The organism is Methylobacterium sp. SyP6R, from assembly GCF_019216885.1.
Taxonomy (GTDB): Bacteria; Pseudomonadota; Alphaproteobacteria; order Rhizobiales; family Beijerinckiaceae; genus Methylobacterium.
This window is the reverse complement of record NZ_JAAQRC020000001.1, coordinates 5,777,629-5,793,760: the sequence shown is the minus strand read 5'-3', so window position 1 is coordinate 5,793,760 and position 16,132 is coordinate 5,777,629. Positions and strand designations below refer to the sequence as shown.

The following is a 16,132-nucleotide window of genomic DNA, read 5'->3' as shown; positions in this document are numbered from 1 at the left end:
GCGCCAACCTTGCCTTGCGGTGCGGAAGGGAGCCACACTCGCCGATCCCCGACAGGGGGCCGCGAGGCCCCCCGGATGACGACGAGGACCCCGCATGATGGAAGCCAGCGCGCCGGCCGCGACCCCGATGGATGACGGCATCGTCGCCGCCGCGGAGGCCTGCCTCGCCAGCGTCGGGCGCGCCCGGGAGGCGATCCACGGGGTCATCTTCGGGCAGGAGCAGGTGGTCGATCTCGCGCTGGTCACCGTGCTGGCGGGCGGCCACGGTCTCCTCGTCGGCCTGCCGGGCCTGGCCAAGACCAAGCTCGTCGAGACGCTGGGCACCGTGCTCGGGCTCGACGCGCGCCGGGTGCAGTTCACCCCCGACCTGATGCCCTCCGACATCCTCGGCAGCGAGATCCTCGACGAGGACCAGGACCGGCACCGCTCGTTCCGCTTCGTGCGCGGGCCGATCTTCACCCAGCTCCTGATGGCCGACGAGATCAACCGCGCCAGCCCCCGCACCCAGTCGGCGCTGCTCCAGGCGATGCAGGAGCGCTTCGTCTCGGTCGCCGGCGCCCGCCACGATCTGCCGCGGCCGTTCCACGTCCTGGCGACCCAGAACCCGATCGAGCAGGAGGGCACCTATCCGCTGCCCGAGGCCCAGCTCGACCGCTTCCTGCTCGAGATCGACGTCGGCTATCCCGACCGCGCTGCCGAGCGGCGCATCCTGCTGGAGACCACCGGTGCCGAGGAACACCGGCCGCAAGCCGTGATGGACACCGACGCCCTGCTCTCGGCCCAGCGCCTGGTGCGGCGCCTGCCCGTCGGCGAGGCGGTGGTCGATGCGATCCTCGACCTCGTGCGCGCGGCGCGGCCCGTCGGGGGCGACGCGGCGATCGCCGACAAGCTGCTCTGGGGCCCCGGCCCCCGCGCCAGCCAGGCGCTGATGCTGGCGGTGCGCGCCCGCGCGCTGATCGAGGGACGGGTCGCGCCCTCCGTCGACGACGTGGCGGCTTTGGCCGAGCCGGTCTTGAAGCACCGCATGGCGCTGACCTTCGCGGCCCGCGCCGATGGCGAGACGATCCCCGGCCTGATCGGCCGCCTCGTCGGGCGGCTCTGACCCGGTGGTCGCGACACGCGTCCTGGACGCAAGCCTCCGCGCCCCCGGCCGGCAGGAGACCGAGACCGCCCTTTCGCTCGCCGAGCGGATGCCGCGCCTGATCCTGGAGGCCCGCCGGGTCGCCGCGACCCTGGCGCACGGCCTGCACGGCCGCCGCCGGGCCGGCCCGGGCGAGAGCTTCTGGCAGTTCCGCCCCTTCGTCGCCGGCGAGGCGGCGAGCCGGATCGACTGGCGTCGCTCAGGGAGGGACGACCGTCTCTACGTCCGCGAGCGCGAATGGGAGGCGGCCCATACCGTCTGGTTCTGGGTCGACCGCTCGGCCTCGATGGGCTTCGGCTCCACGCTCGCGCAGGCGCCGAAGATCGAGCGGGCCCTCGTCCTGGCGCTGGCCCTCGGCGACGCCTTCGTGGAGGCCGGCGAGCGGGTCGGGCTCCTCGGCCTGTCGCGGCCCCAGGCCACTCGCACCATCGTCGAGCGGATGGCCGAGACCCTGTCGGCCGACGCCTCCGGCCTCGACGAGGATCTGCCGCCCCGCGCCCCGGTCGGACGTTTCGACGAGGCGGTGCTGATCGGCGATTTCCTCTCGCCGCCGGAGCAGGTGCGGGCCGCGGTCGCGGCGATCGCCGGTGCCGGCAGCCGCGGCCACCTCGTCATGGTGGTCGATCCGGTGGAGGAGACTTTCCCGTTCTCCGGCCAGGCCGAACTGCACGACTTGGAGGCCGGCCTGTCGCTCCGGGTCGGCGACGCCGCCGCCTGGGGCGAGGCCTATCGCCGGCGGATCCGCGCCCATCGCGATGCGTTGGCGGAGATCGCCCGGTCGCAGGGGTGGACGTTGACGCTGCACCGCACCGACCGACCGGCGAGCGAGGCGGCGCTCCGCCTCGTCACCCTGGTCGCCGCCGCCCGCGGGGCAGGTTGAGGACGCCTTCGATGTTCGGACTGCCCCTCAGCTTCGCCGCCCCCGCCGCCCTCGCGGCGCTCGTCGCCCTGCCGGCGCTCTGGTACCTCTTGCGGGTGACGCCGCCGCGGCCGCGGCGCATCGACTTCCCGCCGTTGCGCATCCTCGCCGACCTGCTGCCGGAGCGCGAGACGCCGGCCCGCACGCCGCCCTGGCTGCTGGCGCTGCGGCTGCTCGCCTCCGCCTGCCTGATCCTGGCGGTGTCGGGTCCGGTCTGGAATCCGAGCCCGCAGGGTGCCGCCGACGGGCGTAACCCCCTGGTACTGGTCCTCGACAACGGCTTCACCGCCGCGCAGGACTGGCGCGACCGGATCCGCGTCGCCGCGGCCGAGGTCGAGGCGGCAGCCCGGGCCGGGCGTCCGGTGGCCTTGCTCGCCACCGCCGCTTCGCCGACGGGCCTGGAGGCCACCGGTCCCGGGCCGGCGCTCGAGCGCCTGCGCGCCATCGAGCCGCTGCCGCACCTCGCCGACCGGTCGGCGCAGCTGCCGTCGCTCACCGCCTTCCTGGAGCGCAACCCGGGCAGCGCCGTGGTCTGGGTCAGCGACGGCGTCGCCGGGCCGGACGGCGACGCCTTCCCGGCCGGCCTCGCGGCAGCCGCATCGCGCAACCGCGCCGACATCACCGTGCTCAAGGCCGAGCGGACGCCGGCTCTAGGCCTCGCCGGCCCGGATTCCTCCGGCGGCCAGCTCGGCGTCATCGTGGTGCGGGCGGAGCCGAACGGTCGCGAATCCGGCACGGTCCGGGCCCTCGATGCCAAGGGCCTGCCGCTTGCCGAGACGAATTTCGCCTTCGCCGGCAATGCCACCGCGACGGAGGTCCGCTTCGACCTGCCGGTGGAGCTACGCAACACCATCGCGCGGTTCGAGGTCGCGGGCGAGCACTCGGCCGGTGCCGTGGTGCTGGCCGACGAGCGCGGCCGGCGCCGCCGGGTCGGCCTCGTCTTCGGCGGGACGAGCGACCAGGCCCAGCCGCTGCTCTCGCCGACCTACTATCTCTCCCGCGCACTGACGCCCTTCGCCGACGTGCTGGAGCCCCGCGGCGGGCGCGGCGTCGCCGAATCGATCGGCCAGATGCTCGATTCCCAGGTCTCGGTCCTGGTGCTGGCGGATGTCGGCGCCCTCGATCCGGCGACGCTGGAGCGGGTCTCCACCTTCGTCGACAAGGGCGGGCTGCTCCTGCGCTTCGCGGGCCCGCGGCTCGCCGCCGGCAGCGACGACCTCGTGCCGGTGCGCCTGCGCCGGGGCGGGCGCAATCTCGGCGGCACCCTGTCCTGGGACAGCCCGCGCACACTGGCGCCGTTCGCGCCCGAGAGCCCCTTTTCGGGGCTGACGCCGCCGGCCGATATCGGCGTGCGGCGCCAGATCCTGGCCGAGCCGGACGGCGACCTCGCCCGGCGCACCTGGGCCGCCCTGCAGGACGGCACTCCGATCGTCACCGCCGCGAAGCGGGGGGAGGGCATGGTGGTCCTGGTCCACGTCACCGCCGACACCACCTGGTCGAACCTGCCGCTCTCGGGCCTGTTCGTGACCATGCTGCGCCGCGTCGTGGCGCTGGCGGGCACCACCCCGCCGACGACCGGGGCGAGCCCCGGCGCCCCGCCGCCTGTGCTCGCGCCGCGCCTCACCCTCGACGGGTTCGGCGCCCTGAAGGCGCCCCCGGCCACCGCCCGGGCGGTCCCGGCGACGTGGACCGAACGGGCGACGCCGGAGCACCCGCCGGGCTATTACGGACCCGCCGATGGCGGCCTCGCGGTCAACGCCCTCACGGCGGAGGACCGGCTGAAGCCTCTCGACCTGAAGCCGCTGAGCAGTGCCCGCTTCGGCGGCCTGGAGGAGGCCCGCACCCGCGACCTGCGCGGACCGTTCTTCCTCGCCGCGCTGCTGCTCCTGGGTCTGGACACCGTGGCGAGCCTGTGGCTCGGCGGCTTCCTCGGGCGGATGGCGGCACGCCTGCGCCGCCGGCCGGCCGCGGCCGCCGTGATCCTCGGGATCCTGGTGCTGGGCGCGGCGCCCGAATCGGCTCGCGCGGTCGAGCCCGCGGCCAACCGGCCGAACGGCATCGAATCGGCGCTCGTCACCCGCATCGCCTACGTGATCACCGGCGACCCGACCGTCGACGAGACCAGCCGGGCCGGCCTCGCCGGCCTGACCCAGATGCTGGCGAGCCGCACCGCGCTCGAACCCGGCGAGCCCGCCGGCATCGACCCGGCCAAGGACGAGCTCGCCTTCTACCCGCTGATCTACTGGCCGATCGTGCCGAACCGGCCGCTGCCGAGCGAGGCGGCGATCCGGCGGATCGACGCCTTCATGAAGAACGGCGGCACGGTGATCTTCGACACCCGCGACGCGATGACGGCCCGCCCCGGCGGACCGCCCACGCCCGAGGCCCTCACCCTCCAGCGCATGCTGGCGACCCTGGAGGTGCCGGAACTCGAGCCGGTGCCCCGCGACCATGTGCTGACCAAGGCGTTCTACCTCGTCGACGGCTTTCCCGGCCGCTACGCCACCGGCCAGACCTGGGTCGAGGCCCTGCCGCCGGCCGGCGATGGGGCTGAGCGCCGCCCGGCCCGGGCCGGCGACGGCGTCTCGCCGATCGTCATCACGGGCAACGACCTCGCCTCCGCCTGGGCGATCGGCCGGCGCGGCGAAGCCCTTTATCCTCTTGTCGGCGGCGATCCGCGGCAACGCGAGATGGCCTTCCGCGGCGGCGTCAACCTCGTGATGTACGCGCTCACCGGCAACTACAAGGCCGATCAGGTCCACGTGCCGGCGCTGCTGGAGCGGCTGGGGCAGTGAGGCGTCGCATCAGACAACGGTACCGTTCATGCTGAGTCTCAGCCTCGCCCCCCTCGTCCCCGTCCCGATCCTGTGGGCCTTAGGGAGCCTCGCCGCGATCCTCGCCGTAGTGGCGTTCCTGGCCCGCGGGCCGGTGGCGCTGCTGCGCGTCCTCGTCCTCGCCCTGGTGCTGCTGGCGCTCGCCAATCCCTCGCTGGTCCAGGAGGAGCGCGAGCCGGTCAAGGACATCGTGGCGGTCGTGGTCGACCGTTCGGGCTCGCAAGGGCTCGGCGATCGCCCGGCGATGACCGATACGGTGCGGGCCGAGCTGCAACGCCGCCTCGGCACGCTGAACCAGATCGAGCCGCGCTTCGTCGACGTGCCGGAGGCCGGCGGCGACGAGGGCACGCGGCTGTTCACGGCGCTCTCCAGCGCCCTCGCCGACGTGCCGCCGGATCGCCTTGCCGGCGTGGTGATGCTGACCGACGGCGTCGTCCACGACATCCCGGCGAACCTCGCCGCCGCGAGCTTCAAGGCGCCGCTCCACGTGCTGGTCACCGGCCGGCCCGACGAGCGCGACCGGCAGATCCGCCTGATCGAGGCGCCGCGCTTCGGCATCGTCGGGCGCGACCAGACCATCCGGGCCGAGGTGATGGAGCGCGGCGGCACCGGCTCCGCGGTGGTGACGGTGCGCCGCGACGGCGAGCAGGTGGTGCGCCAGACGGTCCGCACCGGCCAGCCCTTCACCCTGACGCTCCGGGTCGAGCATGGCGGGCCCAACGTCGTCGAGATCGAGGCCGAGGCTCTGCCCGGCGAGCTGACCACCGCCAACAACCGGGCGGTTCTGCCGATCGAGGGCATCCGCGAGAAGCTCAGGGTGCTCCTCGTCTCGGGCGAGCCCCATGCCGGCGAGCGCACCTGGCGCAACCTGCTCAAGTCCGACGCCAACGTCGATCTCGTCCACTTCACCATCCTGCGCCCGCCGGAGAAGCAGGATGGCACGCCGATCTCCGAACTGTCGCTGATCGCCTTCCCGACCCGCGAGCTGTTCCAGCAGAAGATCAAGGATTTCGACCTCATCATCTTCGACCGCTACGCCAACCAGAGCGTGCTGCCGTCGAGCTACTTCGACAACATTGTCCGCTACGTGCGCGAGGGCGGGGCGCTCTTGATCGCCGCCGGGCCCGAATTCGCCTCCGCGGCGAGTCTTGCCCGCACGCGGCTCGCCGCGATACTGCCGGGCGAGCCGAACGGGCGGGTGGTCGAGCGCGCCTACAAGGCGGCGCTCACCGATAGCGGCCAGCGCCACCCGGTCACCCGCGACCTGCCGGGCTCCGAGGCCTCGCCGCCGGCCTGGGGCGACTGGCTGCGCCTCATCGGCGCCGAGGTCCGCCCCGGCGTCACCCCGATCCTGGCCGGCGCCGACAAGCTGCCGCTGCTGGCGCTCTCCCGCGAGGAGAAGGGCCGGGTGGCTCTCCTCCTCTCCGACCATGCCTGGCTCTGGGCCCGGGGCTACGAGGGCGGCGGGCCGCATCTCGACCTGCTGCGCCGCCTCGGCCACTGGCTGATGAAGGAGCCGGCCCTGGAGGAGGAGGCCCTGCGGGCCAATGCGACCGGCCATGGCCGCGAGGTCCGGGTCGAGCGCCAGACCATGGCCGACACCGCCGAGCCCGTCACCGTGACGGCGCCGAGCGGGAAGACACGCACCCTGACGCTGAACCCCGACAAGCCGGGCCTGTTCGCCGCCGCCTTCGACGCCGACGAACTCGGGCTGCACACCCTGCGCTCCGGCAACCTCGTCGCCTTCGTCAGCGTCGGTCCGGCCAATCCGCGCGAGCTGATCGACGTGTTCAGCGACACCGAGCGCCTGCGCCCGCTCGCCGAGGCGACCGGCGGCTCGGTGCGCCGCCTCGCCGAAACCGGGGGCGGGCTCGCGATCCCGCGGCTCCAGATCACCCGCTCCGGCCGGCTCTCCGGCTCCGACTGGATCGGCTTCCGCCCGAGCGACAGCGCGGTGGTGCGCGGCGTCTCGGTCTATCCCCTGGGGCTCGGCCTCGCGGCGCTCGCGGCCATCGCCGCGGCCGTGCTGGCGATGTGGCTGGTGGAGGGACGGCGCGGGCGGGCGTGACCGGCGATCGGGCTATCCCCACAAGGGCTTGGCCCGATCTCTTCATCCTCTCGTATCACGGGAGGGCGAGGCAAGACGGTCTCAGGCGCCGTCGCAGGATACCCGGGCAACGCCTTGCGGTTCCTCTGAAAACCGGTGGGGAACAGGGGTTGCCGGGTCCCCCGTCACCCCGGCCCGTCCCACATTCCCGTCTCGACCCCCGCCATCGCCGCCTCCGGCGTCACCCACGCCCACTCCGCCCCGGCCTGGTGCCGGAACCACGTCACCTGCCTTTTGGCGTAGCGCCGCGTATCCGCCTGGCCACGGGCCACGGCCTCGTCATACGGGAGGTCCCCGCGCATGTAGGCGATCAGCCCCGGCACGCCGTGGGCGCGCATCACCGGCAGCATCGGATCGAGGTGACGGTCGGCCAGGGCCCGAACCTCGTCGAGGGCGCCCGCCGCCATCATGGCGAGGAAGCGGGCATCGATCCGCGCCCGCAGAACCTCCCGGTCCGGGGTGAGGAAGATCTTGTGGCAGGACAGGCCGGTGAGCGGGCCCGGCCGGCGCGCGGCCTGGAACGCGGCGATCGGCCGGCCGGTGGCGGCCAGCACTTCGAGGGCGCGGAGCACCCGCAGGCGGTCGTTGCGGTCGAGGCGGGCGGCACCGTCCGGGTCCCGGCGGGCGAGGGCGGCGTGAAGCTCGGGCGTCTCCCGCCCCTCCGCCTCGGCCCGCACGACGGCCCGGATCTCGTCCGGCACCGGCGGGATCTCCGACAGGCCGTCGGTCAGGCCCATGAAGTAGAGCCCGGTGCCCCCGACCACGATCGGCAGGCGGCCCGCGGCCCAGGCTTCGCGGAGCGTCGCGCCGGCCTCCGCCAGGTAATGGCCGACGGAAAAATTCACCGCGCCGTCGATCGTGCCGTAGAGGCGGTGGGGCGCCCGTGCTTCCTCCTCCGGCGCCGGCCGGGCGGTGAGTCGGTGGAGGTCGCGATAGACCTGCATCGAATCGGCATTGATCACCACGCCGCCGTGCCGTTGCGCCAGGGCGAGTGCCAGGGCCGACTTGCCCGAGGCGGTCGGCCCTGCGATGAGGATCGCCCGAACCCGCCCGTCCATGCCTGCCTCTCCGATGCGCGCAAGCCCGGACGCGCCGTACCGACGAGCCCGAGCTTTTCCGATGACCCTGGTCGCCACCCTGATAGCAAACCCGGAGCGCCCCGCCATCACCGACGCGGTGCTGGCCGAAGCCCGGCGCGTGCTGGCGACCGAGCACCCGCCGCGCATCCTGCACGGCGAGGTCGCCGCCGAAATCCTGGTCGAGGGGGCGCCCGCCTCCGCGCCGGCCCTCGCCGAGCGCCTGCGCGCGGCGCTCGCATCTGAGCCGATCGACGTGGCGATGCAGGTCGTGAGCCCCCACCGGCGCAAGCGGCTCTTCCTCGCCGACATGGATTCGACCATGATCGGCCAGGAATGCATCGACGAGCTCGCCGACGTGGTCGGGCTCAAGGACCACGTCGCGGCGATCACCGAGCGGGCGATGCGGGGCGAGATCGCCTTCGAGCCGGCCCTGCGCGAGCGCGTCGCCCTGCTCAAGGGCCTGCCCCTCAAGGCCGTCGATCAGGTCATCGCCGAGCGCATCACCCTGATGCCCGGTGGGCGCATCCTGGTGCGCACCCTCAGGGCGCATGGCGCCTATACGGCGCTCGTCTCGGGCGGCTTCACCCTGTTCACCGGGCCGGTGGCGGCGCAAATCGGCTTCGACGAGCATCGCTCGAACCGCCTCGAGACGGAGGGCGACCGGCTCGCCGGCACCGTCGCCGAGCCGATCGTCGGTCGCGACGCCAAGCGCGACGCCCTCGTCGAGCTGCGCAGCCGGTTCGGTCTCGATCCGGCCGAGACCCTGGCGGTGGGCGACGGCGCCAACGACCTGGCGATGCTGGAGGAAGCCGGCCTCGGCGTGGCGTTCCGGGCCAAGCCTGCGGTGGCGGCCGCGGCGCACGCCCGGATCGACCACGGAGACCTCACCGCGCTCCTCTACCTGCAGGGCTTCGCGGCGGCCGAGTTCGTCGCGTAGCGAGGTCGTCGGGGAGGTTGCGTTCCAGCTCCACACCGCTACACGACACCGGATGTCGACCGGACTGATCCTGCATCCCGACGGCTGCCAGCGCTGCTGGTGGCCGGGCACCGACGCGCTCTACGTCGCCTATCACGACGCCGAGTGGGGCGTGCCGGAGCACGACGACCGCGCCCTCTACGAGAAGCTGATCCTCGACGGGTTCCAGGCCGGCCTGAGCTGGATCACCATCCTGCGCCGGCGCGAGGGTTTTCGGAGTGCCTTCGCGGGTTTCGAGCCGGAGGCGATCGCACGGTTCGGCCCTGCGGAGGTCGAGGCGCTGATGCGGGATACCGGCATCATCCGCAACCGCGCCAAGATCGAGGCGACGATCCGCAGTGCGCGGGCCTACCTCGCCATCCAGGAGCGAGGGCCCGGCTTTTCGGCCTTCCTGTGGGACTTCGTCGACGGACGCCCGGTCCAGACGAAGGCGGAGACCCGCACCGAGATCCCGACCGAGAGCGAGGTCTCGCGCAAGATGTCGAAGGCGCTCAAGGCGGAAGGGTTCGGCTTCTGCGGCCCGACCATCGTGTACGCCTTCATGCAGGCGGTCGGCATGCTCAACGATCACCTCGTCGGCTGCTGCCGGCACGAAGCCTGCGCCGCCTTGGCCGGTCCCGGTGGTCTCGGGGTCAAGCCGTGAGCGCGCCGCCGCGGGCGTGGCAGCGGATGCTCTCGGGTCGGCGCCTCGACCTTCTCGATCCCTCGCCCATCGACGTCGAGATCGTCGACATCGCCCATGGGCTCGCCCGGGTCGCGCGCTGGAACGGGCAGACCGCCGGCCCGCAGGTCTTCTCGGTGGCCCAGCATTCGCTGCTCGTCGAGGCGATCGGCGGCGCCTTCGAGCCCGGCCTCGCGGCCGCTGGCCGGCTGGAATTGCTGCTGCACGATGCGCCCGAATACGTGATCGGCGACATCATCTCGCCGTTCAAGGCGGCGATCGGGCATTCCTACAAGGCGGTGGAGACTCGGCTGCTGGCGGCGATCCGTCTGCGCTTCGGGCTCACCCCGGCACCGGGCGCGGCGATGCAGCGCCTGATCAAGCGCGCCGATCGGCTCAGCGCCTACCTGGAGGCGACGCGGCTCGCCGGCTTCTCGCAAGTCGAGGCCGTCCGGGTCTTCGGCAAGCCGGATCGCCTCGACGCCGATCTCGGCACCTTGCTCGAACCCTGGCCGACCGCCGAGGCCCAAAGCGCGTTCCTCGCCCGCTTCCACGCCTTGGCCGATGCCCAGCAGGGCGTTCCCGTATCCTGAACCGAAGGATTTCCCGCCGCCATGCCGACCCTGCACGTCTGCGCCCTGTCCCGCCTGCCCGAGACGGTCGAGGCGACCGGCGCGCGCCATGTGGTGACCTTGATCAATGTCGGCACGAAGGTGATCCGGCCGCCGGCAATCGCGGAAGACGACCACCTGTTCGTCGGAGTCAGCGACATCACCGACACCCTCGACGGCCACGTCCTGCCCGACGAGGTGCATGTCCGGCGGCTCCTCGACTTCGTGCGCGCCTGGCCGCGCGAGCAGCCGCTGGTGATCCACTGCTATGCTGGCATCAGCCGCTCGACGGCCGCCGCCTTCATCGCCACCTGCGCCCTACGTCCGGACCGGGACGAGGCCGAGATCGCCCGCGAGTTGCGCCAGGCCTCGCCCTCGGCGACTCCGAACCGCCGCCTCGTCGCGGTGGCGGATGCGATGCTCGGGCGGGACGGGCGCATGGTGGCGGCCATCGCGGCGATCGGTCGCGGCGCCGACGCCTTCGAGGGTGAGCCCTTCAGCGTCACCATCGACTGATTCCACTGTGGCCGAAACGCAGCCCTGGCGCGCAAACGGGCATCGACGGCTTCATCGCGGCCCTGCGGCACCGCCGAAGGGTTGTTTCGCGCGATTCTCGTCGCCATAACCCAACGCTCATCATGGGAGTGTCGTCACGCATGTCCGCAGCCCGGTCCGATGCCAGCCGCGCGGCCGTCTCCGTCCCCGCCGGCCCGACCGGAACCGCGGATCTGCCGTTCGAGAAGGCCCTCGAGGAACTCGAGGGCATCGTGCAGCGCCTGGAGCAGGGCAACGTGCCGCTCGACGAATCCGTCGCGATCTACGAGCGCGGCGAGGTCCTCAAGCGGCACTGCGAGGCGCTGCTGCAGCGTGCCGAGGCGCGCATCCAGCGCATCACCCTCGGGGCGGACGGACGCGCCGCCGGGACGGCGCCGCTCGATGTCGCCTGATCGCTCCCATTCATCCCGCCCCGGCGTGCCGCGGCGGGTCTTCTCCTTCCGGACGTGAGGATGGCTCCGGTGTCACCGCTCAACCTTCCCCTCCTCGACCGCGTCCGCATTCCTGCGGACCTGCGCCAGCTGCCCGAGAGCGACCTGACGCAGCTCGCCGCCGAGCTGCGCGCCGAGACCATCGATGCCGTCTCGGTCACCGGCGGCCATCTCGGCGCGGGCCTCGGCGTCATCGAGCTCACCGTCGCCCTCCACTACGTCTTCAACACCCCCGACGACCGCATCATCTGGGATGTCGGCCACCAGGCCTATCCCCACAAGATCCTCACCGGCCGCCGCGACCGCATCCGCACGCTGCGCCAGGGCGGCGGCCTGTCGGGCTTCACCAAGCGCTCCGAGAGCCCCTACGATCCCTTCGGCGCGGCGCACTCCTCCACCTCGATCTCCGCCGGCTTGGGCATGGCGATCGGCCGCGACCTCTCGGACGCCGCGGCACGAGCCCGCGGCGAGACGCCGCCGCGCCGCAACGTGGTGGCGGTGATCGGCGACGGCTCGATCTCGGCCGGCATGGCCTACGAGGCGATGAACAATGCCGGCGCGCTGAAGTCCCGCCTGATCGTCATCCTCAACGACAACGACATGTCGATCGCGCCCCCCGTCGGCGCGATGTCGTCCTACCTCGCCAAGCTCGTCTCGGGCGACACCTACCGCTCGCTCCGCGACACCGCCAAGCAGTTCGGCCGCCTGCTGCCGAAGGCCCTCTACGACACCGCCGCCCGCGCCGAGGAATATGCCCGCGGCATGCTCGCCGGCGGCGGCACGATGTTCGAGGAGCTCGGCTTCCACTATGTCGGGCCGATCGACGGCCACAACCTCGACCACCTGCTCCCCGTGCTCAAGAACGTGCGCGACGCGCCGGACGGCCCGGTGCTGGTCCACGTCGTGACCCAGAAGGGCAAGGGCTACGCACCCGCCGAGGCCGCCGCCGATCGCGGCCACGCGGTGGTGAAGTTCGACGTGGTGTCGGGCAAGCAGACCAAGGCCAAGCCCAACGCGCCGGCCTATACGCGGGTGTTCGGCGAGAGCCTGATCAAGGCGGCCGACATCGACGACAAGGTGGTGGCGATCACCGCCGCGATGCCGTCGGGCACCGGCGTCGACCTGTTCGCCAAGGTGCATCCGGAGCGGACCTTCGACGTCGGCATCGCCGAGCAGCACGCGGTGACCTTCGCGGGCGGCCTGGCGACGGAGGGGTTCAAGCCGTTCTGCGCGATCTACTCGACCTTCCTGCAGCGCGGCTACGACCAGCTCGTCCACGACGTGGCGTTGCAGAACCTGCCGGTGCGCTTCGCCCTCGACCGGGCCGGCCTGGTGGGGGCGGACGGGGCGACCCATGCCGGCGCCTTCGACCTGGCGTATCTCTGTTGCCTGCCGAACATGACGGTGATGGCGGCGGCCGACGAGGCCGAGCTGGTGCACATGGTGGCGACCGCGCACGCGCATGATACGGGGCCGATCGCGTTCCGCTATCCGCGCGGCGAGGGCGTCGGCGTCGAGCTTCCCGAGAAGGGCGAGGTCCTGGAGATCGGCAAGGGCCGGGTGATCCGCCGTCCCGAGGGCGCGCGGGTGGCCCTGCTGAGCCTCGGCACGCGTCTGGCGGAGGCGCTGAAGGCGGCCGAACGCCTGGAGGCGGCCGGCATCGCCGTGACGGTGGCGGATGCGCGGTTTGCCAAGCCGCTCGACGAGGCGCTGATCCTGGATCTGGCATCGAGCCACGAGGTTCTGGTGACGCTGGAGGAGGGGTCTGTCGGCGGGTTCGGTGCGATGGTGCTGCACCTCTTGTCGTCGCGCGGGGCGCTCGACGACGGCAAGGTGCGGGTGCGGACGCTGACCTTGCCGGACAGCTACCAGGACCACGACTCGCCGGAGCGGATGTATGCCGAGGCCGGGCTCGATGCGGCCTCGATCGTCAAGGTCGTCGAGGCCACGCTGCCGGCCCGTTCGGAACCCAAGGTCGCGAGCAACGTCGTGAGCGTCGCCCGGCGCCAGCGCTGAGGCGAGAACCGGGCCGCGTCCGAGGACGCGGCCCGTTCCCGGCTACTTGATGACCGCGCAGGCGATGCGGGCGCCGGCATTGCCGATCGGCTGCGTGGTATGGTCGTCCTCGTTGGCGTGGATGATCAGCGCCGAGCCGTCATTGTCCTTCAGGCCGCCTTCGCCGGTGAGCGGGGTGTCGCTCGACACCTCGGCATTCACCGAGCCATCGGCATTGGCGTAGACGTTCGGCAGGTCGCCCTCGTCCGGTCCCTCCGGATTCAGCAGGCCGTGCTTGGCGTTGTCGTGATTGACGTGCGCCTTCGACTCCTGGAACTTGTCGGTGTCGGCGCAGCTGCCGACCGCATGGAAGTGGATGCCGTGCCAGCCGGGCGGCAGGCCGCCGGTCTGGATCGTCACCCGCATCACCAGGGTGTTGGCGCCGTCCCTGAGGTCGATCTTGCCGATCGTCTCGCCCTTGTTGTTGACGATCGGCGCATTGTAGGTCGTCGGCGCAGCGGGCTTGTCCTGAGCAGGTTTGTCCTGAGCAGGTTTGTCCTGGGCGAAGGCCGGGGCGGTCACGCCGAGAACCAGGGCGCTCGCGAGCACGGTATGTCTCATGGGAAGAACTCTCCTCGTGTGCCGCCGTGTAGCTAGGGCGCGCGGCGCCGGTGTGGACGGCCTCCGGGCGGCGACGGAACGGTCGTAGACGATCAGGGATCGAGGGTTGATGACGACGGGCGAGCGGCTGCGGGCCGACCGCCTCCTGGTGGAGGCGGGCCATTTCGAGAGCCGGGCGCGCGCGCAAGCCGCGATCGAAGCCGGACTGGTGCGGGCGGACGGCGTCGTGGTGCGCCGGGCCTCCGACCTGATCGCGAAGGGCGCCGCCATCGTCGCCGAGGCGCCGCACCCTTACGTCTCCCGCGGCGGCCTCAAGCTCGCTGCCGCCCTCGACGCCTTCGCGATCGACCCGGCGGACCGGACCTGCCTCGATATCGGCGCCTCGACCGGCGGCTTCACCGACGTGCTGCTGCGCCGCGGCGCAGCCTTCGTCCATGCCGTCGATGTCGGCCGCTTCCAGCTCCATCCGAGCCTGGCCGCCGATCCCCGCGTCGCGGCGCTCGAGGCGACCGACGCCCGCTCCCTCCAACCCTTCCCCGAGCCGCCCTCCCTTCTGGTGATCGACGTGAGCTTCATCTCCCTGCGGCTGGTCCTGCCGCCCGTGATCCCGCTCCTGGCGGGCGACGCCGCCTTGGTGGCGTTGATCAAGCCGCAATTCGAGGCCGGGCGCGAGCATGTCGGCCGCGGCGGGCTGGTCCGCGACGAGGCGGTGCAGGAGACGGTCTGCCAGCGGATCCGGGACCTCATCGTCTCTCTCGGCTTTGCCGTCCGCGGCCTGATCCCGTCGCCGGTCGAGGGCGGCGACGGCAACCGGGAATTCCTGATCGGCGCGGTGCGGGGGCTCGGCTTGCGGGGATTGGGTTCGCAGGGGCTTGGTTTGCAGGGGCTTGTTTCGCAAGGGCTGGGGCGATGAGCGACGTGGCAGAGACGACCTACGAGATCACCCGCCTCGGCCTGCGCGGCGACGGGGTGACGGCGGACGGCGTGGTGGTGCCGGGCGCTCTGCCGGGCGAGACCGTGCGGGCGGAGCCGGAGGAGGGCGCCCGGCCGCCCCGGGCCCGGCTCGACGCGGTGTTGACGCCCTCGGTCGATCGGATCGCGCCGTTCTGCCCGTATTTCGGCACCTGCGGCGGCTGCGCGATCCAGCATCTCGCACCCGCTCCTTATGCGGAATGGAAGCGCGACCTCTTGGTCGGTGCCCTGGCGCGGGCCGGGATCGAGGCGCCGGTGGCGCCGCTCCTCGATGCCCACGGCACGGGACGCCGCCGCATCACCCTGCATGTACGGGCGGGCGAGGGCGGGCCCCAGGCCGGCTTCATGGCGGCGCGCAGCCACGCACTGGTGGCGATCGACCATTGCCCGATCACGGAATCGGCCCTGCACCGCGCCCCCGAGATCGCCCGGGCGGTCAGCCGTCCCCTCGGCGGAGGCGGCGGAAAGCCCCTCGACGTGCAGGTCACCGCGACCGCCGGGGGCCTCGACGTCGATATCCGCGGCCACGGCCCGGCCTCGGAGCGGGCGCGCCAGGCCCTGGTGCTGCTCGCGGGAGAACTGGACCTCGCCCGGCTCTCCCTCCACGGCGAGGTGCTGATCATCCGCCGTCCGCCGGAGATCCCGGCCGGCCGCTCGCGTCTGGTACCGCCCTCCGGCGGCTTCCTCCAGGCGACGGCGGAGGGCGAGGCGACGCTCGCGCGCCTCGTCGTCGAGGGAGTCGGCAAAGCGAAGCGCGTGGTCGATCTCTTCTCCGGCGCCGGCGCCTTCTCGCTGGCACTCGCGGAAGGCCATACCGTCCACGCCGTCGAGGGCGAGGACGGGGCGCTCAAAGCCCTCGATCGCGCCTTCCGTGAGACCGCGGGCCTTCGCACCATCACCACCGAACGCCGCGACCTCTTCCGCCGCCCGCTGCTGGCGCCGGAGCTCGACCGCTACGACGCCGTGGTGTTCGATCCGCCCCGCGCCGGCGCCGAGGCGCAGAGCGCCCGGATCGCCGAATCGAAGGTGCCGGTGGTGGTCGGCGTCTCCTGCGACGCCGGCAGCTTCGCCCGCGATGCCGCTCTGCTGGTGCGCGGCGGCTACCGGCTGGAGGCGGTGACCCCGGTCGATCAGTTCCGGCACTCGCCGCATGTCGAGATCGTCGGGGTGTTCAAGCGGCCGGGGAAGAGGCGCTGATTGCCGTTCGGCCCGCCACGGTGTCAGGCCTCC

14 protein-coding genes are annotated in these 16,132 nt (G+C 72.7%); 12 read left to right on the top strand and 2 right to left on the bottom strand.

What is annotated here, in order from left to right; translation table 11 throughout:
- Positions 1–94: 94 nt before the first annotated feature.
- From HBB12_RS26620 to HBB12_RS26605, 4 genes are read left to right on the top strand one after another with little or no spacing between them, the layout of a single operon-like run.
- A complete protein-coding gene (locus HBB12_RS26620) occupies positions 95–1,102 on the top strand; it encodes an AAA family ATPase (RefSeq protein ID WP_236992111.1) in 1,008 nt (335 codons plus the stop codon).
- A 4-nt stretch (positions 1,103–1,106) separates the two neighbouring features.
- On the top strand, positions 1,107–2,021 hold the full coding sequence (locus tag HBB12_RS26615; protein ID WP_236992110.1) for a DUF58 domain-containing protein: 915 nt from the start codon (positions 1,107–1,109) through the stop codon (positions 2,019–2,021).
- Positions 2,022–2,032: 11 nt separating this feature from the next.
- Positions 2,033–4,855, top strand: coding sequence for a DUF4159 domain-containing protein (locus HBB12_RS26610; protein ID WP_236992109.1), 2,823 nt, complete (start codon positions 2,033–2,035; stop codon positions 4,853–4,855).
- A 28-nt stretch (positions 4,856–4,883) separates the two neighbouring features.
- Positions 4,884–6,962, top strand: a complete 2,079-nt coding sequence (locus HBB12_RS26605; protein WP_236992108.1) for a hypothetical protein — start codon at positions 4,884–4,886, stop codon at positions 6,960–6,962.
- A gap of 164 nt (positions 6,963–7,126) precedes the next feature.
- Here the strand turns inward: HBB12_RS26605 and miaA are convergent, their stop codons facing one another.
- Positions 7,127–8,074, bottom strand: a complete 948-nt coding sequence (gene miaA / locus HBB12_RS26600) for a tRNA (adenosine(37)-N6)-dimethylallyltransferase MiaA (protein ID WP_236992909.1) — start codon at positions 8,072–8,074, stop codon at positions 7,127–7,129.
- A gap of 46 nt (positions 8,075–8,120) precedes the next feature.
- Between miaA and serB the strand changes: the two genes are divergently transcribed.
- The 6 genes from serB (at position 8,121) to dxs (ending at position 13,330) form a co-directional block, all read left to right on the top strand.
- Complete coding sequence (gene serB, locus HBB12_RS26595; RefSeq protein ID WP_236992107.1) at positions 8,121–9,017, top strand: phosphoserine phosphatase SerB; 897 nt, start codon at positions 8,121–8,123, stop codon at positions 9,015–9,017.
- Positions 9,018–9,069: 52 nt separating this feature from the next.
- Positions 9,070–9,699: a DNA-3-methyladenine glycosylase I gene (locus HBB12_RS26590; RefSeq protein WP_236992106.1), complete on the top strand. Its 630-nt coding sequence runs from the start codon at positions 9,070–9,072 to the stop codon at positions 9,697–9,699.
- Between the two features lie 26 nt (positions 9,700–9,725).
- Complete coding sequence (locus HBB12_RS26585) at positions 9,726–10,310, top strand: HD domain-containing protein (RefSeq protein WP_236992908.1); 585 nt, start codon at positions 9,726–9,728, stop codon at positions 10,308–10,310.
- 21 nt (positions 10,311–10,331) lie between these two features.
- Positions 10,332–10,844: a tyrosine phosphatase family protein gene (locus tag HBB12_RS26580; protein WP_236992105.1), complete on the top strand. Its 513-nt coding sequence runs from the start codon at positions 10,332–10,334 to the stop codon at positions 10,842–10,844.
- A gap of 140 nt (positions 10,845–10,984) precedes the next feature.
- A complete protein-coding gene (locus HBB12_RS26575) occupies positions 10,985–11,275 on the top strand; it encodes an exodeoxyribonuclease VII small subunit (protein ID WP_236992104.1) in 291 nt (96 codons plus the stop codon).
- Between the two features lie 60 nt (positions 11,276–11,335).
- Positions 11,336–13,330 carry a 1-deoxy-D-xylulose-5-phosphate synthase gene (gene dxs, locus HBB12_RS26570; protein WP_236992103.1) on the top strand — a complete coding sequence of 665 codons (1,995 nt, stop codon included), beginning with the start codon at positions 11,336–11,338 and terminating at the stop codon, positions 13,328–13,330.
- A 42-nt stretch (positions 13,331–13,372) separates the two neighbouring features.
- On the opposite strand, the gene HBB12_RS26565 is transcribed toward dxs, so the two are convergent.
- On the bottom strand, positions 13,373–13,930 hold the full coding sequence (locus HBB12_RS26565; RefSeq protein ID WP_236992102.1) for a superoxide dismutase family protein: 558 nt from the start codon (positions 13,928–13,930) through the stop codon (positions 13,373–13,375).
- A 109-nt stretch (positions 13,931–14,039) separates the two neighbouring features.
- On the opposite strand from HBB12_RS26565, the gene HBB12_RS26560 reads away from it, so the two are divergent.
- Positions 14,040–14,843: a TlyA family RNA methyltransferase gene (locus tag HBB12_RS26560; protein WP_236992101.1), complete on the top strand. Its 804-nt coding sequence runs from the start codon at positions 14,040–14,042 to the stop codon at positions 14,841–14,843.
- Complete coding sequence (locus HBB12_RS26555) at positions 14,840–16,099, top strand: class I SAM-dependent RNA methyltransferase (RefSeq protein ID WP_236992100.1); 1,260 nt, start codon at positions 14,840–14,842, stop codon at positions 16,097–16,099. The genes HBB12_RS26560 and HBB12_RS26555 overlap by 4 nt, the downstream gene beginning before the upstream one ends.
- The last annotated feature ends 33 nt before the right edge of the window (positions 16,100–16,132 follow it).